We start from the raw sequence: 17,709 nt of genomic DNA on the forward strand, positions 1-17,709 counted from the left end.
ACGGCTGCGACCATCCGCCTCCCCGGTAGTCGCGGCCATAGCCGCTCCTGCAATGGCCGGGCGTGCCGCTGGTTCAGACCTCGAGACTGGCCAGGTCGCCCTTTTCCTCGAGCCACGACTTGCGGTCGGACGCCCGCTTCTTGGCCAGCAGCATGTCCATCAGCGAGCGCGTCTGGTCGGCATCGTCGATGGTCAGCTGCACCAGGCGGCGGGTATCGGGGTGGATCGTGGACTCGCGCAGCTGCGGCGGGTTCATTTCGCCCAGGCCCTTGAAGCGGGTGACGTTGACCGTGCCCTTGGGGCCCTTCTTCGACGTGCCCTCGCGCGCGATCTTTTCCAGCAGCAGGCGCTTTTCTTCCTCGTCCAGGGCATAGAACACCTGCTTGCCGATGTCGACGCGGTACAGCGGCGGCATCGCCACGAAGATGTGGCCGGCGCGCACCAGCGCCGGGAAGTGGCGCAGGAACAGCGCCGCCAGCAGGGTGGCGATGTGCAGGCCGTCGGAGTCGGCGTCGGCCAGGATCACCACCTTGCCGTAGCGCAGGCCGGAGATGTCGTCCTTGCCCGGGTCGCAGCCGATGGCGATGGCGAGGTTGTGCACTTCCTCGGAGGCCAGCACGCTGGTGGACGCGACCTCCCAGGTGTTCAGGATCTTGCCGCGCAGCGGCAGGATCGCCTGGAAGTCCTTGTCGCGGGCCTGCTTGGCGGAGCCGCCGGCCGAATCGCCCTCGACCAGGAACAGCTCGGTGCGCGACAGGTCCTGGCTGATGCAGTCGGCCAGCTTGCCGGGCAGGGCCGGGCCCTGGGTGACCTTCTTGCGGGTGATCTGCTTTTCGGTCTTCAGGCGCGCGCTGGCGCGATCGATCGCCAACTGCGCGATCTTCTCGCCCAGCTCGACGTGCTGGTTGAGCCACAGCGTGAACGCATCTTCGGCGGCGCCCTCGATGAAGCCCGCCGCCTGGCGCGAACTCAGCCGCTCCTTGGTCTGGCCGCTGAACTGCGGGTCGCTCATCTTCAGGCTGAGCACGAAGGCGACCCGGTCCCAGACGTCTTCGGGCGCCAGCTTCACGCCGCGCGGCAGCAGGCTGCGGATCTCGCAGAACTTGCGCAGCGCATCGGTGAAGCCGGACCTCAGGCCGTTGACGTGGGTGCCGTGCTGCGTCGTCGGGATCAGGTTGACGTAGCTTTCCTGCACCAGCTCGCCTTCCGGGATCCAGGCCGCGGCCCAGTCCACGATCTCGGTGTCCTTGCGCAGGCCGCCCAGGAACAGCTCGGGCGGCAGCGATTCGCGCCCGCTCAGCTCGCCGGCGAGGTAGTCGCGCAGGCCATCGGCGTAGTGCCATTCGTCGCGTTCATCGCTGGCCTCGTCGAACAGGGTCACGGTCAGGCCGGGGCACAGCACCGCCTTGGCGCGCAGCAGGTGGCGCAGCGAACGCAGGTTGAATTTCGGCGTATCGAAGTACTTCGGGTCGGGCCAGAAGCGCAGCCGGGTGCCGGTGTTGCGCTTGCCGACCGCGCCCACGACCTCGAGCCCGCTGGCCGGGTCGCCGTCGCGGAAGGCCATGCGGTACTCGCTGCCGTCGCGCTTGATGTGGATCTCGACCAGGGTCGACAGCGCGTTGACCACGCTGACGCCCACGCCATGCAGGCCGCCGGAGAACGCGTAGTTGCGGTTGCTGAACTTCCCGCCCGCGTGCAGGCGGGTCAGGATCAGCTCCACGCCCGGCACCTTTTCCTCCGGATGGATGTCCACCGGCATGCCGCGGCCGTCATCGGAGACCTCGCAGCTGCCGTCCTTGAACATGGTCACGGCGATCGCGCGCGCGTGGCCGGCCAGGGCCTCGTCGACGGCGTTGTCGACCACCTCCTGCGCCAGGTGGTTGGGACGGGTGGTGTCGGTGTACATGCCTGGCCGGCGCTTGACCGGGTCCAGGCCGGACAGGACTTCGATGTCGGCGGCGTCGTAGCGTGAACTCATCGCGGGCGTGGGGCAGGGACTGCGTAGGGGAAGCCGACCAGAATGGCGGCCTGCCGGGGGCGGGTCAAGGCGCATATTGATCGCAGCCGCCTGTCAAGCGGTCGCTCCTGCAACCGCCAGCCGCTAGACTATGGCTTTCCTGCGGCAGCATGACCATGACTCCCCTCATTTTCGTCACCGGCGGCGTGGTGTCCTCGCTGGGCAAGGGCATCTCGGCGGCGTCGCTCGCGGCCGTCCTCGAAGCCCGGGGCCTGCGGGTGACGATGATGAAGCTCGACCCCTACATCAACGTCGACCCCGGCACCATGAGCCCGTTCCAGCACGGCGAGGTCTACGTGACCGACGACGGCGCCGAGACCGACCTCGACCTTGGCCACTACGAGCGCTTCGTCAATGTCCGCCTGTCGGGCAAGAACTCGATCACCGCCGGCAAGATCTACGAGCGCGTGATCCGCAAGGAGCGCCGCGGCGACTACCTGGGCGCCACGGTGCAGGTGATTCCGCACATCACCGACGAGATCAAGCGCTGTATCGACACCGCCACCCAGGGCTACGACGTCGCCCTGGTGGAGATCGGTGGCACGGTCGGCGACATCGAATCGCTGCCCTTCCTCGAGGCGATCCGCCAGATCCGCACCGAACGCGGGCCCGACAAGGCGCTGTTCATGCACCTGACCCTGGTGCCGTACATCGCCGCCGCCGGTGAGCTCAAGACCAAGCCCACCCAGCACTCGGTGAAGGAGCTGCGCTCGATCGGCATCCAGCCCGACGTGCTGCTGTGCCGCAGCGAGCAGCCACTGCCCGACAGCGAGCGCCGCAAGATCGCCCTGTTCACCAACGTCTCCGAGAAGGCGGTGATCTCGGTGGTGGACCTGGACAACATCTACAAGATCCCGATGTGGCAGCACCTCCAGGGCCTGGACGCGATCGTGCTCGAGCGCCTGCGCCTGGAGGGCAAGGCCGCCGCGGTGGCGGATCTCTCGGAATGGGAGGCGGTGGTCGACGCCACCGAGTATCCGATCGACGAGGTCACGATCGCCGTCGTCGGCAAGTACGTCGACCACAAGGACGCCTACAAGTCGGTTGCCGAGGCCCTGCGCCACGGCGGCATCCGCCAGCGCACCCGCGTGAACCTGAAGTGGGTGGAATCGCAGGACGTCGAGCGCGACGGCGCCGCGGAGGTGCTGGCCGGCGTCGACGGCGTGCTGGTACCGGGCGGCTTCGGCGACCGCGGCTTCGAAGGCAAGGTGCTGACCTCGCAGCATGCGCGCGAGGTCGGCCTGCCGTACTTGGGCATCTGCTACGGCATGCAGGCCGCCGTGGTCGACGTGGCCCGCAACATGGCCGGGCTCGAGGGCGCCAACAGCACCGAGAACGACCGCAAGACCCCGCATCCGGTGATCGGCCTGATCACCGAGTGGCGCACCCAGGCCGGCGAAGTCCAGCGCCGCAGCGAAGAAAGCGACCTCGGCGGCACCATGCGCCTGGGCCTGCAGGAGCAGCGCCTGAAGCCGGGCACGAAGGCGCGCGCGATCTACGGCCAGGACGTCGTGGCCGAACGCCACCGCCACCGCTACGAGTTCAACAACCGCTATCGCACCCAGCTGGAAGATGCCGGCCTGGTGATCAGCGCCAAGTCCATGGACGACCTGCTGGTCGAAATGGTGGAGCTGGCCGACCACCCCTGGTTCATCGCCTGCCAGGCGCATCCCGAGTTCCAGTCCACCCCGCGCGGCGGCCACCCCCTCTTCATCGGCTTCGTCCGCGCCGCGCGCGAGCGCAAGGCTGGCGGGAAGCTGTTGAAAGAAGCAACGGCATGAGCATTTTTAGCCACGGATTTACGCGGATTACGCGGATCAGGCTTCTGCTCTTCCCGATTGTTACGCAAGTAACCTAGCGTACGGTCTTGCAATGGCGGCAGGAAAGACCTTTACCTTATCCGCTTTTATCCGCGTAAATCCGTGGCAAAAAAAGGCTTCTCAATGAAACTTTGTGGATTCGAAGTCGGTCTCGACCAGCCGTTTTTCCTGATCGCCGGGCCCTGCGTGGTCGAGAGCGAGCAGCTGCAGCTTGATGTCGCGGGGCAGCTGAAGGAGATCACCTCGGCGCTGGGCATCAACTTCATCTTCAAGTCGAGCTTCGACAAGGCCAACCGCACGTCGGGCACCGCCTTCCGCGGTCCCGGCATGGAGGAAGGCCTGCGCGTGCTGGGCGAGGTGAAGCGGCAGATCGGCGTGCCGGTGCTGACCGACGTCCACGAGTACACGCCGATGGACGAGGTGGCCAGCGTGGTCGACGTGCTGCAGACGCCGGCCTTCCTGGTGCGCCAGACCGACTTCATCACGAAGGTCTGCGCCGCCGGCAAGCCGGTGAACATCAAGAAGGGCCAGTTCCTGTCGCCCTGGGACATGAAGCCCGTGGTCGAGAAGGCCAAGTCCACCGGCAACCAGGACATCATGGTCTGCGAGCGCGGCGCCAGCTTCGGCTACAACAACCTGGTCAGCGACATGCGCTCCCTTGCGGTGATGCGCGACACCGGCTGCCCGGTCGTGTTCGACGCCACCCACTCGGTGCAGCTGCCGGGCGGGCAGGGCACCTCCAGCGGCGGTCAGCGCGAGTTCGTGCCGGTGCTGGCGCGCGCGGCCATCGCCGTGGGCGTCGCCGGCGTCTTCATGGAAACCCACCCCGACCCCGCCAAGGCCCTCAGCGACGGCCCCAACGCCTGGCCGCTCGACAAGATGCGCGCCCTGCTTGAAACCATGCTGGAGCTGGATGCCGTGACCAAGCGTGCGGGGTTTATGGAAAGTGGGATTTGAAAAAAAGCGTTACCACGGATGACGCGGATTAGCGCGGATTTACGCGGATCAGGCCGAGGCGAGAAACGTGCGGAGCGCAGGCAGAAGAGAACGAAGAAGCAAACTGAAATAAAAAGAATGGGCGGGGCGTGCCCTTTGACCCATTCCAGATCTGATCCGCGTAAATCCGCGGCATCCGCGTCATCCGTGGTAAGCCTTTCCCCGATATCCCCTTACGAAGCGACAAAACCAGCCCATGACCAACATCGCCAAGATCCATGCCCGTGAAATCCTCGACAGCCGTGGCAATCCCACGCTTGAAGCCGAGGTGACCCTCGCCGATGGCGGGTTCGGACGCGCCATGGTGCCGTCGGGCGCATCGACCGGTACCCGCGAGGCGGTGGAGCTGCGCGATGGCGACAAGACGCGCTATCTCGGCAAGGGCGTGACGCAGGCGGTGGCCAACGTCAACGGGGCGATCGCGGATGCGCTCAAGGGTTTCGACGCGGCCGACCAGGCCGGCCTGGACAAGCGCCTGATCGACCTCGACGGCACCGACAACAAGGGCCGGCTGGGCGCCAACGCGCTGCTGGGCGTTTCGATGGCGGCGGCGCACGCGGTGGCGGCTTCGCGCCGGATCCCGCTGTGGCAGCTGCTGGCCGGTGACCGCGCGCCGGTGCTGCCGGTGCCGATGATGAACATCATCAACGGCGGCGCGCACGCCGACAACAACGTCGACCTGCAGGAGTTCATGGTGCTGCCGGTGGGCTTCGATTCGTTCTCCGAGAGCCTGCGCGCCGGCACCGAGATCTTCCACGCGCTGAAGTCGGTGCTGAAGGGCCATGGCCTGAGCACGGCCGTCGGCGACGAGGGCGGCTTCGCGCCCGACCTGCGCAGCAACGTCGAGGCGCTCGACACCATCCTCGAAGCCATCGGCAAGGCCGGCTACCGCGCCGGCGACGACGTGCTGCTCGGCCTCGACGTCGCCTCCAGCGAGTTCTACGACAACGGCAAGTACCACCTGGTCGGCGAGGGCAAGCGCCTGTCGGCGGAGCAGTTCACCGACTTCCTGGCCTCGTGGAGCGACCAGTACCCGATCGTCACCATCGAGGACGGCATGGCCGAGGCCGACTGGGACGGCTGGAAGCTGCTCACGCAGCGCCTGGGCGACCGCGTGCAGCTGGTCGGCGACGACCTGTTCGTGACCAATCCGTCGATCTTCCGCCAGGGCATCGACACCGGCACCGCCAACGCCATCCTGATCAAGGTCAACCAGATCGGCACCCTGACCGAGACGCTGGAAGCGATCGCCATGGCCGATGCCGCCGGCTATGCCGCGGTCGTCTCGCACCGCTCCGGCGAGACCGAGGACACCACCATTGCCGACATCGCGGTGGCGACCACGGCCACCCAGATCAAGACCGGCTCGCTGTGCCGCAGCGACCGCGTGGCGAAGTACAACCAGCTGCTGCGCATCGAGGAGTCTCTCGGCGCGGACGCGCGCTTTGCCGGTCGCGACGCCTTCGTGTCGCTGAAGCGCTGACGGAACGGCCATGCGCACGCTGCGGATCGTGCTGGTGGTGCTGGTCGCGCTGCTGGCGTGGCTGCAGTACCGGCTGTGGTTCGGCAGCGGCGGCAACCATGAGGTCGCCGCGCTGCAGGCCGAGGTCGAGCAGCAGGCGCGCCAGAACGACGGCCTGCGCGAGCGCAACGCCGCGCTGGCCGCCGAAGTCGCCGACCTCAAGTCCGGCGAGGCCGCGATCGAGGAGCGCGCGCGCGCGGAGCTGGGCATGATCAAGCCCGGCGAGACCTTCTACCGCGTGGTCGACCACGCGCCGCCGACGGCTCCGGCCGCGGCCGGCAATGACGAAGAGGAGACGCCATGACCTGGGTCGTGGTTCCGGCCGCCGGCCGTGGCACGCGCTTTGGCGGCGAGGTGCCCAAGCAGTACCTTGAGGTCGCCGGCGAGCCGCTGATCGCCCACAGCCTGCGTGCGCTGTTCGCGCATCCCGGCGTCGAGGGCGCGGTGCTGGTGCTGGCCGATGGTGATTCCCGCTGGCCGGGCTGGAGCGACGGCAGCGGCCGACCGGTCATTGCCTGCACCGGCGGCGACACGCGCGCGGAATCGGTGCTGGCCGGGCTGGCCGCGCTGCCCGACAGCGTGCGCGCCGATGCCTTCGTGCTGGTGCACGATGCGGCGCGCCCCAACCTGCGTCCGGCCGACCTGGCGGCGCTGCTCGAACGTGGCCGCGAGGATCCGGTCGGCGCGATCCTCGCCAGCCCCGTGCGGGACACGCTCAAGCGTGCCGGCGACGACGGCGGCATCGACCGCACCGAGCCGCGCGATCGCCTGTGGCGCGCGCTGACGCCACAGCTGTTCCGTCGCCTGCAGCTGGGCCGCGCATTGGAATCCGCCGCCGCCGACGGCGTCGAAGTGACCGACGAAGCCATGGCCATGGAGCGCCAGGGCGCGCGCCCGCTGCTGGTCGAGGGCGCTGCGGACAACATCAAGGTCACGACCCCGGCCGACCTGGCCTATTTCGAATTCCTGCTCGCGCGGCGCGCGGCGGGGGAGGACGCATGACCATCCGTATCGGCCACGGCTACGATGTCCACGCCTTCGGCGACGGCGACCATGTGATGCTCGGCGGCGTGCGCGTGCCGCACGGCCGCGGCCTGGTCGCGCACAGCGACGGCGACGTGATCCTGCATGCGCTGTGCGACGCCATTCTCGGCGCGCTGGCGCTGGGCGACATCGGCGTGCATTTCCCGCCGTCGGACGAGCGCTGGAAGGGCGCCGACAGCCGCGCACTGCTGCGCCACTGCGTGGTCCTCGCGGCGGAGCGCGGCTGGAAGGCCGGAAACGTCGATGCCACCGTGGTCTGCGAGCGGCCGAAGATCGGTCCGCACGCGCAGGCGATGCGCGAGGCGATCGCCGCCGACCTCGGCGTCGCGCTGGACGCGGTCAGCGTCAAGGCCACCACCAGCGAGCGCCTGGGCTTCATCGGCCGCGAAGAGGGCATCGCCGCGCACGCGGTGTGCCTGCTCGTGGCGGCGTGAGCGAAGCGACGCTGCCGCGCGCACAGGCAGGCCGGCGCCGGTGAGCATGGATCTTCCGCGCGCCCACGGCGCGCCGGTGCTGGGCGCGCGGATCCGGGTCGCGCCGGAAGACTTCGACGTCACCGAGATCACCGGCTTCGAAGCCAGCGGTGCCGGCGAGCACCTGCTGCTGACGATCGAGAAGCGCGGCATGAACACCGCCTTCGTCGCGCGCCTGCTTGCCGAGTGGGCCGGTGTGGATGAGCGCGCGGTCGGCTACGCAGGCCTCAAGGACCGCCACGCGGTGACACGGCAGCGTTTCAGCGTGCAGATGCCGGGACGGGAGGCGCCGGAGATCGCGACGCTCGAACGCGACGATCCCGCCACCGGGCAGGCGCTCCGCGTGCTCGACCACGCCCGGCATGTGCGCAAGCTGCCCCGCGGCGCGCTGGCCGGGAACCGCTTCGTGCTGGTGCTGCGCGATGTCGAAGGCGATGCCGCCACCATCGACGCGCGCCTGCAGGACATCGCCGCCCGCGGCGTTCCCAACTACTTCGGCGTGCAGCGCTTCGGGCGCGGCGGCGGCAACGTCGACAAGGCGCGGCGCATGTTCGACGGGATGCGGGTGCGCCGCGACGAGCGCGCGCTGCTGCTGTCGGCGGCGCGTTCGGCGCTGTTCAACCGCGTGCTCGCCGCGCGCGTGGAGTCGGGGCGCTGGGACCGCGGCCTGGCCGGCGAGGTGTGGGTGCTCGACGGCAGCCGCAGCGTGTTCGGACCCGAACCCTGGAGCGATGCGCTGGCGGCGCGGCTGGATGCCTTCGACATCCATCCCAGTGCGCCGCTGTGGGGACGGGGCCAACTGCGGAGCGAAGGCGAGGCGCGAGCCCTGGAACTGCTTGCGCTGGTCGATGGCGACAGTCTCGCGCTGCGTGCCGGGCTGGAGGCCGAGGGCCTGCGGCAGGAACGGCGCGCGACCCGGCTGCGGCCCGATGGCCTGGCCTGGCGCTGGCTGGCCGGAGACGTGCTGGAGCTCGGGTTCGGCCTGCCGCCCGGCACCTACGCCACCTCGGTCCTCGCGGAACTGGGTGCGGTCGACGATGCCGGCACCACCTGAAGTGCCGCCTGTCGGAAAGCCCGCCGGGGCACTGGCAAGGTGTCAGCGGCGGGTATAGAGGTGGTATGCGGGCCGCTGGTGGCGGCACGCAATCACGGAGGGCATCCCATGAAAACCAGAACCCAGGCAGCCCTGATCGCAACCTCGGCCGTATTGCTCGCGGCCTGCGCCAGCGGCGGGGGCATGGCGTCGAAAGCAGCGCCGCAACCCTACCAGGCGCCGGACCATGTAGTGCAGGACGCCGAGTACGTGGCGATAGTGGAACGAGTGGCGCGCCGCCGCGGCGTGAGCGTGCGCTGGTTCAATCCGCCGACCAAGCGCGTCGGCGCCGACAGCGACAGCGACGGCGGAGTCGAGGCCCAGTAGCTCAGCGCCGGGCCAGCAGCACCAGCACCGCGCCGGTCCCGCCCTGGGTGGGCGGCGCGGAATGGAAGGCGAGCACGTCCGCGCGGTGGCGCAGGACGCGGTCGACCACGTTCTTCAGCACCGGCAGGCTGTCGGTGGAATTGATGCCCTTGCCGTGGACCACGCGCACGCAGCCGTGGCCGGCGTCGCGTGCCTCGGCGAGGAAACGGCGCAGCAGGGTTTCGGCGGTGCCCGCATCGGCGTGATGCAGGTCGAGTTCGTCCTGGGCGGCGTACAGCCCCTGTGCCAGGCGCCTGAATGTGCGTGGCGGCACCTGCTCGCGCCGGTGCGAGATCACGTCGCCGCGTTCGATCGCGAAGGCCTCGCCGCGGCCGAGGCGGAAGTCCTCGCGCGCCTGCGCTTCGTCGCGTTCGGCCATGCGTGCCCGTGGTCGCGGCCGGGGGCGCCCGGGTGGCGCGGGGGTCGCGGGCAATTCGCGCACCGGGCCGACCGCGGCGCGGAACAGCGCCGCGTCGTCATCCTCGTCGTCGTGTTTTCCGCCCGCTCCGACCATGTTGCAAGCCTAGCGCGAGGGACCCCGGGCGTCGCGTTCCGTTATCATCGACGCAATGAAAATCCTCGTTAGCAACGACGACGGCGTCGACGCCCCCGGCATCAGCGCGCTCGCCGAAGGCCTGCGTGCCGCCGGCCACGAGGTCACCGTCGTCGCCCCCGATCGCGACCGCTCCGGCGCCAGCAATTCCCTCACCCTCGACCTGCCGCTGCAGGCCGTGCAGCTGGACGCGTCCACCTGGCGCATCCACGGCACGCCGACCGACTGCGTCCACGTCGCCATCACCGGCCTGCTCGAGGACGACCCGGACATCGTGGTTTCCGGGATCAACAACACCGCCAACCTTGGTGACGATGTCATCTACTCGGGCACCGTCGCCGCGGCGATGGAAGGCCGCTTCCTCGGCCTGCCCGCGGTGGCGGTCTCGCTGGTGACGCGCGACCACGTCGGCCTGCACTACGAATCCGCGGCGCGCGCGGCGGTCGAGATCGTCGCCCGCCTGAAGGCCGACCCGCTGCCGGCCGACACCATCCTCAACGTCAACGTGCCCGACCTGCCGTGGTCGGAGATCGAGGGCTTCGAAGTCACGCGCCTGGGCAACCGCCACCGCGCCGAGGCCTGCGTCCCGGCGCAGGACCCGCGGGGCCGCCATTTCTGGTGGATCGGCGGCGCCGGCGCCGAGCAGGACTCGGGTCCCGGCACCGACTTCCACGCCGTGCGTACGAAGCACATCGCGATCACCCCCATCCAGGTCGACCTGACGCGTTACCAGGCGCTCGAGCAGGTCGCCGCCTGGGTCGGTGGCCTCGAAGAAGCCCTGCGCAACGGAGGCCAGGCATGACGCCGCGCCTGCGGCTGCAGCCCGAAGCGCTGGGCGTGGGCATGACATCGCAGCGCGTGCGCGATCGCCTGATCGAGCGCCTGCGCGGCAACGGCATCACCGACGAGCGGGTGCTCAATGCCATCCGCGTCGTGCCGCGGCATCTGTTCATCGATGAGGCGCTGGCCACCCGCGCCTACGAGGACACCGCGCTGCCGATCGGCCACGGCCAGACCATCTCCCAGCCCTGGGTGGTGGCGAAGATGACCGAAGCCCTGTTCGACGGCGCGCAGCCCAGGCGCGTGCTCGAGGTCGGCACCGGTTCCGGCTACCAGGCCGCGATCCTCGGCGCGCTCGGGCTGGAGGTGTTCACGGTCGAACGCATCGGCGACCTGCTGCGGGTGGCGCGCAAGCGCTTCCGTTCGCTCGGACTCAACGTGCGCAGCAAGCACGACGACGGCCGCGTCGGCTGGCCGGAAGAGGCGCCGTTCGACGGCATCCTGGTCACCGCCGGCGCACCGGCGCTGGTCGATGCGCTGACCGCCCAGTTGGCTCCCGGCGGCGTGCTGGTGGCACCGGTGGGCGCCGGCGGCGGGCAGTCGCTGCTGCGCCTGCGCAAGGACGCCGAAGGCCACATCACGCAGGACACGCTGGCGAGCGTCGCCTTCGTGCCCCTACTTTCCGGACTCGTGGACTGAACGCATGACCATACCCGTGACACCCTCCGGCGGCGCCGGCGACGAATCCCTGCGCAGCCAGCTCGAGGGGATCGTCGAGCGCCTGCCAAGGGGGTCGATGAGCCTCGGCGAGCTGCTTGCCGTCATCGGCGACGAAGGCCTGCTGGTGCTGTCGATGCTGCTGACCCTGGTGTTCCTGATCCCGGTATCGATCCCGGGCGTGAGCACGGTGTTCGGCGCGGCGATCCTGCTGGTCGGGATCAGCCGCCTGTCCGGGCGGCCGCTGTGGATTCCGAAGAAGCTCGCCGAGCGACAGCTGCCCGCCGACCGCCTGCGCCCCGCGCTCACCGCCGGCATGTCCTGGGTGCACAGGCTCGAGCGCATCAGCCGTCCGCACCGCATGGCCGCGGCGGTCGACGGACGCGCGCAGCGGGTATTCAACGACCTCGCCTTCATCTTCGCCGCGCTGCTGCTGATGGCGCCGTTCGGATTCGTCCCGTTCAGCAATACCATCCCCGGAATCGCGCTGCTGCTTTACGCTGTCGGCTTCATCCAGCGCGATGGCGGTGCGGTGCTGCTCGGCCACCTCGCCACGATCGGCACCGTGATCTATTTCAGCGTGCTGATCGGCGGCGGCGGACTGGCCCTGCAGCATCTGTGGCAGCGCTTCGCGGGTTGAACCCACACGCCATGCCCAGCCTGGAGGTCCCCTCGCGCATGCTCCCGATCCGTCGCAACGCCCGCATCGCCCTGGTCCCCGCCGTCGCACTGATGCTGGCGCTTGCCGGCTGCGGCACGAGCAAGGTGGTCCGGGAGGGCGGATCTTCGACCCGTGCGTCGGCGCCGAAGCCGGGGCAGACGGTGGCCGTGCGCAAGGGCGACAACCTCTACCGGCTGGCGGTCAACAACGGCATCAGCCCGCTGGACCTGGCGATGTGGAACGGCATCCCGGCGCCATACACGATCTACCCGGGGCAGAGGCTGCGCCTGTACCCGTCATCGGGTTCCGGCGGCAGCACGCGCACGGCAGGCACGTCCCCCGCGGCCGGCGGGCGTTCCAGCGGCACCTCGCGTCCGGTGACCGACAGCCGAGGCAAGACCGTGCAGCCCACGCAGGCCCCGCCGCAGCCCACGGGGTCGGCGCCGGCGAGCAGCGCGGTGTCCTGGCGCTGGCCCGCAGACGGGCAACTGGTCAGCCGCTATGTCGAGGGCGACCCCACGCGCCAGGGCGTCGGTGTCGCGGGTTCGGCCGGACAGGCGGTGCGCGCAGCCGGCGACGGCGTGGTCGTGTACTCGGGTTCCGGACTGGTCGGCTACGGCGAACTGGTCATCATCAAGCACGACGAGCAGTGGCTGTCGGCCTATGGCCACAACCGCAAGCGCCTGGTAGGCGAGGGCGACCGCGTGCGCGTGGGCCAGCAGATCGCGGAAATGGGCCGCACCGGCGCCGACCGCGACATGCTGCACTTCGAGATCCGCTACAACGGCAAGCCGGTCGATCCGCTGCGCTACCTGCCGCGGCGCTGAGCGCGACGGCGAAGTCCGGACGCTCAGGCGTCGGAGAGGATGAAGCCGGCCACCACGCGCCGGCCTTCACTGGCCAGCACGTTGAAGGTTCGCGCCGCGGCGGCGTTGTTCATCGCTTCCAGGCCCACGCCGCGCGCCAGGCAGGCGGCAAGGGTGCGCGGCGGAGGGAATCCCTGCGCATCGCCGGTGCCGATCACCAGCACTTCGGGTTCGAGCGCGAGCAGGGGTTCGAGCTGTTCCGGCGTCAGCTCGGTGATGGGCGCGGCCGCCCAGTCCTCGACCAGGCGGTCGGGCGCGAGGATGAAGCTGGACCCGAGCTGGCGGTCGTTGACCAGGGCCGAGCTGCCGTCGGCGGCGCGCAGCACGTAGTCGTAATCCGGGCGCTCCTGGACGAGATCCATCGTGTGCCCTCCCGGACTCAGCCTCGCGGCAGGATAATCTGGCGCTTCTCGCTGTTGGGCCGGTAGAGCACGGCCACGTGGCCGATGCGCTGCACCAGCACGGCGCCGCTGCGCTCGGCCAGCGCGCCCACCAGGGCGTCGCGCGCCTCGCGGTCGGCCGCGGCGACCTTCACCTTGATCAGTTCGTGGTGCTCCAGCGCGCCCTCGACCTCGGACACCAGGGTGTCGGTCAGGCCCTTGCCGCCGACCTGGAGCATCGCCTTGAGCCCGTGGGCCTGGCCGCGCAGGAAGCGGATCTGGGCGGCGGTTAGGTCGACGGTCATGTGGGCGGCAGTCAGGTGCGGAAGGCCACGCAGGGTATCATGGCGGCCCGCGTTGCTCCGTTCCCAGGCGATGGCCACCCGCAGTAAAAGCAGCCAGCGCTGGCTCCAGGAGCACTTCGCCGACCCCTTCGTGAAGAAGGCGCAGGCCGAGGGCATGCGCTCGCGGGCCGCGTACAAGCTCGAGGAGCTGGTCGCCCGCGACCGCCTGCTGAAGCCGGGCATGACCGTGGTCGACCTTGGCGCCGCCCCCGGGGGCTGGTCGCAATGGGTCCGCAAGGCCCTGGGCGACGGCGGCCGGGTGATCGCCCTGGACATCCTGGACATGCCGCCGCTCGCCGGCGTCGAGTTCCTTCATGGCGATTTCCGGGACGATATGGTGCTCTCACGGCTGGAATCCATGCTTGAAGAGGCACCAGTGGACCTTGTCTTGTCCGACATGGCCCCCAACAAGAGTGGTGTAGCAGCCGTCGACCAGCCGCGGGCCATGCACCTGGCCGAGCTTGCGATGGATTTCGCCGATCGGCACCTGCGGCCGGGCGGCGCCCTCCTGATCAAGCTGTTCCACGGGGCCGGGTTCGACGACTACGTGCGCGAGCTGCGCCGGCGGTACGCGAAAGTCGCGGTCCGCAAGCCGGCGGCCTCGCGCCAGCGTTCACCGGAAGTCTATGCGTTGGCGCAGGGCAAGCTGGAACGGATCAAGTAACCTAGCGGCGTTGCCGCGGAGCAGAATTTAGAATGAACGACCTGGTCAAGAATCTGATGCTGTGGGTGGTGGTCGCCGTCGTGCTGATGGTGGTCTTCAACAGCTTCAGCCCGAACGTGCCCGCCAGCCAGGAGGTCATGTACTCGCAGTTCATGACCGAGGTCCGCACGGATCGAATCAAGTCCGTGGACATCGCCAGCGACGAGCGCTCGGTCCAGTTCCAGCGCAAGGACGGCACCAGCGGCATCACCACCGCGCCGCGCCGCGACGAGCGCATGGTCGACGACCTGATGAACCACAGCGTGGAGATCAAGCAGGCGCCGCCGGAGTCGGGCATCACGCTGTGGTCGCTGCTGCTCAACTTCCTGCCGGTGCTGCTGATCATCGGCTTCTGGTTCTTCATGATGCGGCAGATGCAGCAGGGTGGCAGCAAGGGTGCGATGTCCTTCGGTCGCTCGCGCGCCAAGCTGCTCAGCGACGACCAGGTCAAGGTCACCTTCGCCGACGTCGCCGGCTGCGACGAGGCCAAGGAAGAAGTGTCCGAGCTGGTCGAGTTCCTGCGCGATCCCTCGCGCTTCCAGAAACTCGGCGGCAAGATCCCGCGCGGCGTGCTGATGGTCGGCCCGCCCGGCACCGGCAAGACGCTGCTGGCCAAGGCGATCGCCGGCGAGGCCAAGGTGCCGTTCTTCTCGATTTCCGGTTCCGACTTCGTCGAGATGTTCGTCGGCGTCGGCGCGTCGCGCGTGCGCGACATGTTCGAGCAGGCCAAGAAGCATGCCCCGTGCATCATCTTCATCGACGAGATCGACGCCGTCGGCCGTCATCGCGGCGCCGGCCTGGGCGGCGGGCACGACGAACGCGAGCAGACGCTGAACCAGCTGCTGGTCGAGATGGACGGCTTCGAGGGCGGCGAGGGCGTGATCGTGGTCGCCGCCACCAACCGTCCCGACGTGCTCGATCCGGCGCTGCTGCGCCCGGGCCGCTTCGACCGCCAGGTGATGGTGGGCCTGCCCGACGTGCGCGGCCGCGAGCAGATCCTGCAGGTGCACATGCGCAAGGTGCCGCGGGCCGACGACGTCGAGCCGATGGTGGTCGCGCGTGGCACGCCGGGCTTCTCCGGCGCCGACCTCGCCAACCTCGTCAACGAGGCGGCGCTGTTCGCCGCGCGCGAGAACGCCAAAGAAGTGCGCATGGAGCACTTCGACAAGGCGCGGGACAAGATCCTGATGGGCTCCGAGCGCCGCTCGATGGCCATGAGCGAGGAAGAGAAGACCAATACCGCCTACCACGAGGCCGGCCACGCCATCGTCGGCCGCCTGGTGCCCGACCACGATCCGGTCTACAAGGTCACGATCATCCCGCGCGGCCGCGCGCTGGGCGTGACCCAGTTCCTGCCGGAGGGCGACCGCTACAGCTCCACCCGTGAAAGCCTGCACAGTCGCCTGGCGACGCTGTACGGCGGCCGCGTGGCGGAAGAGCTGATCTTTGGCACCGACAAGGTCACCACGGGCGCCTCCAACGACATCGAACGTGCCACCAAGATGGCCCGCGCCATGGTCACCAAGTGGGGCCTGTCGGAAGAGCTCGGCCCGATCGCCTACGGCGAGGAAGAGGACGAGGTGTTCCTGGGCCGCTCGGTCACGCAGCACAAGAGCGTGTCCGACGAGACCGCGCGCAGGATCGACGAGGAAGTGCGCGAGATCCTCGACAAGGCCTACAACCGCACCAAGGCCATCCTCACCGAACACCTCGACAAGCTGCACACGATGGCCAAGCTGCTGCTCGAGTACGAGACCATCGACGTGCCGCAGATCGACGCCATCATGGAAGGCCGCGATCCGCCGCCGCCGATCGGCTGGACCAAGCCGGAGCCCAAGGGCGACGACGACGACGCAGGCAGCAAGCATCCGCTGCCGCCGATCGCCGACCCCGCGCCGCAGGCCTGAGGCAAAAGGTGGGAGCGGCTATAGCCGCGATCACCATGCCGGCCATCCCGCGAAGCCGCGCCTCCGGGCGCGGCTTTCTTTCGGTTCATCTCCCAACTCCGGGGGAACGGTTTCGACGACGGGTGTCTGCTTCTTTCGCTACGCCTTGCCGTGACCTGGAGGGCCCCGCCGCGGCCGGGAGGCCTTCGCGGCTCATGTCCCCCGGCATCCGCCTGGCGGCGGATGCCTCCTCCTTTACTTCCCCGCGAAGGCCTCCCGGCCACGGCGGGGCTCGGCTTCGGCTGGAGTGCGCACGACCCCCGGCTTTTTGCTCCCGGGCCCCCGCGTACTGCTGCGCACCGGGTGCCAGGGCCCTTGAGAGCGAAGTAAAGGAGGAGGCGCTGGCCGCAGGCCAGCGCCGGGGGACATGAGCACTCAAGGGCCCTGGCACCCGGCGCCCGAGAGTATCAATGCCGCGCCATTCCCATTCCGGAGTCCGGGTTACGGGCGATAATCGGCCACCGTCGCCAGGGAGTCCGTGCATGTTCGACACCGTCCTTACCCTCGACTGCGCCGGCCGCCCCCTGCGCCTCGACCGCCCGCGGGTGATGGGCATCGTAAACGTCACCCCGGATTCGTTTTCCGACGGCGGCGAGCATTTCGACCTCGAAGCCGCCGTCGCGCACGGCCTGCAGCTGGCGGCCGAGGGCGCGGACATCCTCGACGTCGGCGGCGAATCCACGCGCCCCGGATCCGAAAGCATCGGTGCGGAGGAGGAAATCCGCCGTGTGGTCCCGGTGATCGAGCGCCTGTCCCGCGAGACCCCGCTCCCGGTCAGCATCGACACCTGGCGCCCGGAGGTGATGCGCGCCGCGGTCGAAGCCGGTGCCGGGATGATCAACGATATCCGCGCGCTGCGCGCCGAGGGCGCGCTGGACGCGGCCGCCGCGCTCGGCGTGCCCGTGGTGCTCATGCACATGCTCGGCGAACCGCGTTCGATGCAGGAGTCGCCGGACTACGACGACGTGGTCGCCGAGGTGCACCGCTTCCTCGCCGAGCGCATCTTCGCCGCCGAGATGGCCGGCATCCCGCGCAAGCGCATCGTCGCCGACCCCGGCTTCGGCTTCGGCAAGACCACCGCGCACAACATGACCTTGCTGGCACGCTTCGAACGCTTCATCGAACTCGGCGTGCCGATGCTTGCCGGCCTGTCGCGGAAGCGCAGCATCGGCGAGGTCACCGGGCGCGACGATCCGCGCCAGCGCGTGCACGGTTCCGTGGCCGCGCACCTTGTCGCCGCGCAGCGCGGCGCGATGCTGCTGCGCGTGCACGACGTGGCCGCCACCATCGACGCGCTGAGGCTCTGGGCAGCGGTGGACGCGGTGCCGGAGCCGCGCACCGCGACCCCCGCGCCGGCCATCGCCTGGCCCGACGACGCCTGAGCGCCCATCGCGGCACCCCGTGCGGCCTGGCCGGTGTGCATCCCGG

The 17,709-nt window shown here is 69.5% G+C and carries 19 protein-coding genes; 15 read left to right on the plus strand and 4 right to left on the minus strand.

Annotated elements, in window-relative coordinates; translation table 11 throughout:
- Positions 1 to 73: 73 nt before the first annotated feature.
- On the minus strand, positions 74 to 1,978 hold the full coding sequence (parE, locus tag E2169_RS12065) for a DNA topoisomerase IV subunit B (RefSeq protein ID WP_132986856.1): 1,905 nt from the start codon (positions 1,976 to 1,978) through the stop codon (positions 74 to 76).
- 155 nt (positions 1,979 to 2,133) lie between these two features.
- Between parE and pyrG the strand changes: the two genes are divergently transcribed.
- From pyrG to E2169_RS12105, 8 genes are all read left to right on the plus strand, one after another.
- Positions 2,134 to 3,798 carry a CTP synthase gene (gene pyrG / locus E2169_RS12070; RefSeq protein ID WP_132986857.1) on the plus strand — a complete coding sequence of 555 codons (1,665 nt, stop codon included), beginning with the start codon at positions 2,134 to 2,136 and terminating at the stop codon, positions 3,796 to 3,798.
- A 162-nt stretch (positions 3,799 to 3,960) separates the two neighbouring features.
- Positions 3,961 to 4,794: a 3-deoxy-8-phosphooctulonate synthase gene (kdsA, locus tag E2169_RS12075; protein WP_132986858.1), complete on the plus strand. Its 834-nt coding sequence runs from the start codon at positions 3,961 to 3,963 to the stop codon at positions 4,792 to 4,794.
- A gap of 235 nt (positions 4,795 to 5,029) precedes the next feature.
- Positions 5,030 to 6,316, plus strand: a complete 1,287-nt coding sequence (gene eno, locus E2169_RS12080; protein WP_132986859.1) for a phosphopyruvate hydratase — start codon at positions 5,030 to 5,032, stop codon at positions 6,314 to 6,316.
- 10 nt (positions 6,317 to 6,326) lie between these two features.
- A complete protein-coding gene (gene ftsB / locus E2169_RS12085) occupies positions 6,327 to 6,659 on the plus strand; it encodes a cell division protein FtsB (RefSeq protein ID WP_132986860.1) in 333 nt (110 codons plus the stop codon).
- The gene (gene ispD / locus E2169_RS12090; RefSeq protein ID WP_132986861.1) at positions 6,656 to 7,357 is read left to right on the plus strand and encodes a 2-C-methyl-D-erythritol 4-phosphate cytidylyltransferase; all 702 of its coding nucleotides are present in this window, start codon (positions 6,656 to 6,658) and stop codon (positions 7,355 to 7,357) included. The genes ftsB and ispD overlap by 4 nt, the downstream gene beginning before the upstream one ends.
- Positions 7,354 to 7,833 carry a 2-C-methyl-D-erythritol 2,4-cyclodiphosphate synthase gene (gene ispF / locus E2169_RS12095; protein ID WP_132986862.1) on the plus strand — a complete coding sequence of 160 codons (480 nt, stop codon included), beginning with the start codon at positions 7,354 to 7,356 and terminating at the stop codon, positions 7,831 to 7,833. The genes ispD and ispF overlap by 4 nt, the downstream gene beginning before the upstream one ends.
- Before the next feature lie 46 nt (positions 7,834 to 7,879).
- Positions 7,880 to 8,926 carry a tRNA pseudouridine(13) synthase TruD gene (gene truD / locus E2169_RS12100; protein ID WP_132986863.1) on the plus strand — a complete coding sequence of 349 codons (1,047 nt, stop codon included), beginning with the start codon at positions 7,880 to 7,882 and terminating at the stop codon, positions 8,924 to 8,926.
- Positions 8,927 to 9,034: 108 nt separating this feature from the next.
- A complete protein-coding gene (locus tag E2169_RS12105) occupies positions 9,035 to 9,292 on the plus strand; it encodes a hypothetical protein (RefSeq protein ID WP_132986864.1) in 258 nt (85 codons plus the stop codon).
- Position 9,293: 1 nt separating this feature from the next.
- Here E2169_RS12105 and E2169_RS12110 read toward each other — a convergent pair whose 3' ends face one another.
- Entirely contained in the window at positions 9,294 to 9,845 is a 552-nt protein-coding gene (locus tag E2169_RS12110) for a Smr/MutS family protein (protein WP_132986865.1), read from the minus strand.
- Positions 9,846 to 9,900: 55 nt separating this feature from the next.
- Between E2169_RS12110 and surE the strand changes: the two genes are divergently transcribed.
- The 4 genes from surE to E2169_RS12130 are packed head-to-tail and all read left to right on the plus strand — an operon-like array spanning position 9,901 to position 12,869.
- Positions 9,901 to 10,686 carry a 5'/3'-nucleotidase SurE gene (gene surE, locus E2169_RS12115; protein WP_132986866.1) on the plus strand — a complete coding sequence of 262 codons (786 nt, stop codon included), beginning with the start codon at positions 9,901 to 9,903 and terminating at the stop codon, positions 10,684 to 10,686.
- Entirely contained in the window at positions 10,683 to 11,363 is a 681-nt protein-coding gene (locus E2169_RS12120) for a protein-L-isoaspartate(D-aspartate) O-methyltransferase (protein WP_132986867.1), read from the plus strand. Before surE ends, E2169_RS12120 begins: the two co-directional genes overlap by 4 nt.
- A 4-nt stretch (positions 11,364 to 11,367) precedes the next feature.
- Positions 11,368 to 12,021 carry an exopolysaccharide biosynthesis protein gene (locus tag E2169_RS12125; protein ID WP_132986868.1) on the plus strand — a complete coding sequence of 218 codons (654 nt, stop codon included), beginning with the start codon at positions 11,368 to 11,370 and terminating at the stop codon, positions 12,019 to 12,021.
- Positions 12,022 to 12,032: 11 nt separating this feature from the next.
- The gene (locus E2169_RS12130) at positions 12,033 to 12,869 is read left to right on the plus strand and encodes a peptidoglycan DD-metalloendopeptidase family protein (RefSeq protein WP_370465118.1); all 837 of its coding nucleotides are present in this window, start codon (positions 12,033 to 12,035) and stop codon (positions 12,867 to 12,869) included.
- Between the two features lie 23 nt (positions 12,870 to 12,892).
- On the opposite strand, the gene E2169_RS12135 is transcribed toward E2169_RS12130, so the two are convergent.
- Both E2169_RS12135 and yhbY read right to left on the minus strand, forming a co-directional pair.
- Positions 12,893 to 13,270 carry an Mth938-like domain-containing protein gene (locus tag E2169_RS12135; protein WP_132986869.1) on the minus strand — a complete coding sequence of 126 codons (378 nt, stop codon included), beginning with the start codon at positions 13,268 to 13,270 and terminating at the stop codon, positions 12,893 to 12,895.
- Positions 13,271 to 13,287: 17 nt separating this feature from the next.
- Positions 13,288 to 13,593, minus strand: a complete 306-nt coding sequence (yhbY, locus tag E2169_RS12140; RefSeq protein WP_132986870.1) for a ribosome assembly RNA-binding protein YhbY — start codon at positions 13,591 to 13,593, stop codon at positions 13,288 to 13,290.
- A gap of 70 nt (positions 13,594 to 13,663) precedes the next feature.
- Between yhbY and rlmE the strand changes: the two genes are divergently transcribed.
- The 3 genes from rlmE (at position 13,664) to folP (ending at position 17,663) form a co-directional block, all read left to right on the plus strand.
- Positions 13,664 to 14,296, plus strand: a complete 633-nt coding sequence (gene rlmE, locus E2169_RS12145) for a 23S rRNA (uridine(2552)-2'-O)-methyltransferase RlmE (RefSeq protein ID WP_132986871.1) — start codon at positions 13,664 to 13,666, stop codon at positions 14,294 to 14,296.
- Positions 14,297 to 14,328: 32 nt separating this feature from the next.
- On the plus strand, positions 14,329 to 16,242 hold the full coding sequence (gene ftsH, locus E2169_RS12150; RefSeq protein ID WP_132986872.1) for an ATP-dependent zinc metalloprotease FtsH: 1,914 nt from the start codon (positions 14,329 to 14,331) through the stop codon (positions 16,240 to 16,242).
- A 521-nt stretch (positions 16,243 to 16,763) separates the two neighbouring features.
- Entirely contained in the window at positions 16,764 to 17,663 is a 900-nt protein-coding gene (gene folP, locus E2169_RS12155) for a dihydropteroate synthase (protein ID WP_132986873.1), read from the plus strand.
- The last annotated feature ends 46 nt before the right edge of the window (positions 17,664 to 17,709 follow it).

Origin of the sequence: Luteimonas terricola, assembly GCF_004352845.1 — a bacterium.
GTDB classification, from domain to species: Bacteria; Pseudomonadota; Gammaproteobacteria; order Xanthomonadales; family Xanthomonadaceae; genus Luteimonas; species Luteimonas terricola.

Bases quoted from the DNA above. Each gene is read 5' to 3' on its own strand.
- parE (WP_132986856.1), bottom strand. From the start codon at position 1,978: ATGAGTTCACGCTACGACGCCGCCGACATCGAAGTCCTGTCCGGCCTG.
- pyrG (WP_132986857.1), top strand. From the start codon at position 2,134: ATGACTCCCCTCATTTTCGTCACCGGCGGCGTGGTGTCCTCGCTGGGC.
- kdsA (WP_132986858.1), top strand. From the start codon at position 3,961: ATGAAACTTTGTGGATTCGAAGTCGGTCTCGACCAGCCGTTTTTCCTG.
- eno (WP_132986859.1), top strand. From the start codon at position 5,030: ATGACCAACATCGCCAAGATCCATGCCCGTGAAATCCTCGACAGCCGT.
- ftsB (WP_132986860.1), top strand. From the start codon at position 6,327: ATGCGCACGCTGCGGATCGTGCTGGTGGTGCTGGTCGCGCTGCTGGCG.
- ispD (WP_132986861.1), top strand. From the start codon at position 6,656: ATGACCTGGGTCGTGGTTCCGGCCGCCGGCCGTGGCACGCGCTTTGGC.
- ispF (WP_132986862.1), top strand. From the start codon at position 7,354: ATGACCATCCGTATCGGCCACGGCTACGATGTCCACGCCTTCGGCGAC.
- truD (WP_132986863.1), top strand. From the start codon at position 7,880: ATGGATCTTCCGCGCGCCCACGGCGCGCCGGTGCTGGGCGCGCGGATC.
- E2169_RS12105 (WP_132986864.1), top strand. From the start codon at position 9,035: ATGAAAACCAGAACCCAGGCAGCCCTGATCGCAACCTCGGCCGTATTG.
- E2169_RS12110 (WP_132986865.1), bottom strand. From the start codon at position 9,845: ATGGTCGGAGCGGGCGGAAAACACGACGACGAGGATGACGACGCGGCG.
- surE (WP_132986866.1), top strand. From the start codon at position 9,901: ATGAAAATCCTCGTTAGCAACGACGACGGCGTCGACGCCCCCGGCATC.
- E2169_RS12120 (WP_132986867.1), top strand. From the start codon at position 10,683: ATGACGCCGCGCCTGCGGCTGCAGCCCGAAGCGCTGGGCGTGGGCATG.
- E2169_RS12125 (WP_132986868.1), top strand. From the start codon at position 11,368: ATGACCATACCCGTGACACCCTCCGGCGGCGCCGGCGACGAATCCCTG.
- E2169_RS12130 (WP_370465118.1), top strand. From the start codon at position 12,033: ATGCCCAGCCTGGAGGTCCCCTCGCGCATGCTCCCGATCCGTCGCAAC.
- E2169_RS12135 (WP_132986869.1), bottom strand. From the start codon at position 13,270: ATGGATCTCGTCCAGGAGCGCCCGGATTACGACTACGTGCTGCGCGCC.
- yhbY (WP_132986870.1), bottom strand. From the start codon at position 13,593: ATGACCGTCGACCTAACCGCCGCCCAGATCCGCTTCCTGCGCGGCCAG.
- rlmE (WP_132986871.1), top strand. From the start codon at position 13,664: ATGGCCACCCGCAGTAAAAGCAGCCAGCGCTGGCTCCAGGAGCACTTC.
- ftsH (WP_132986872.1), top strand. From the start codon at position 14,329: ATGAACGACCTGGTCAAGAATCTGATGCTGTGGGTGGTGGTCGCCGTC.
- folP (WP_132986873.1), top strand. From the start codon at position 16,764: ATGTTCGACACCGTCCTTACCCTCGACTGCGCCGGCCGCCCCCTGCGC.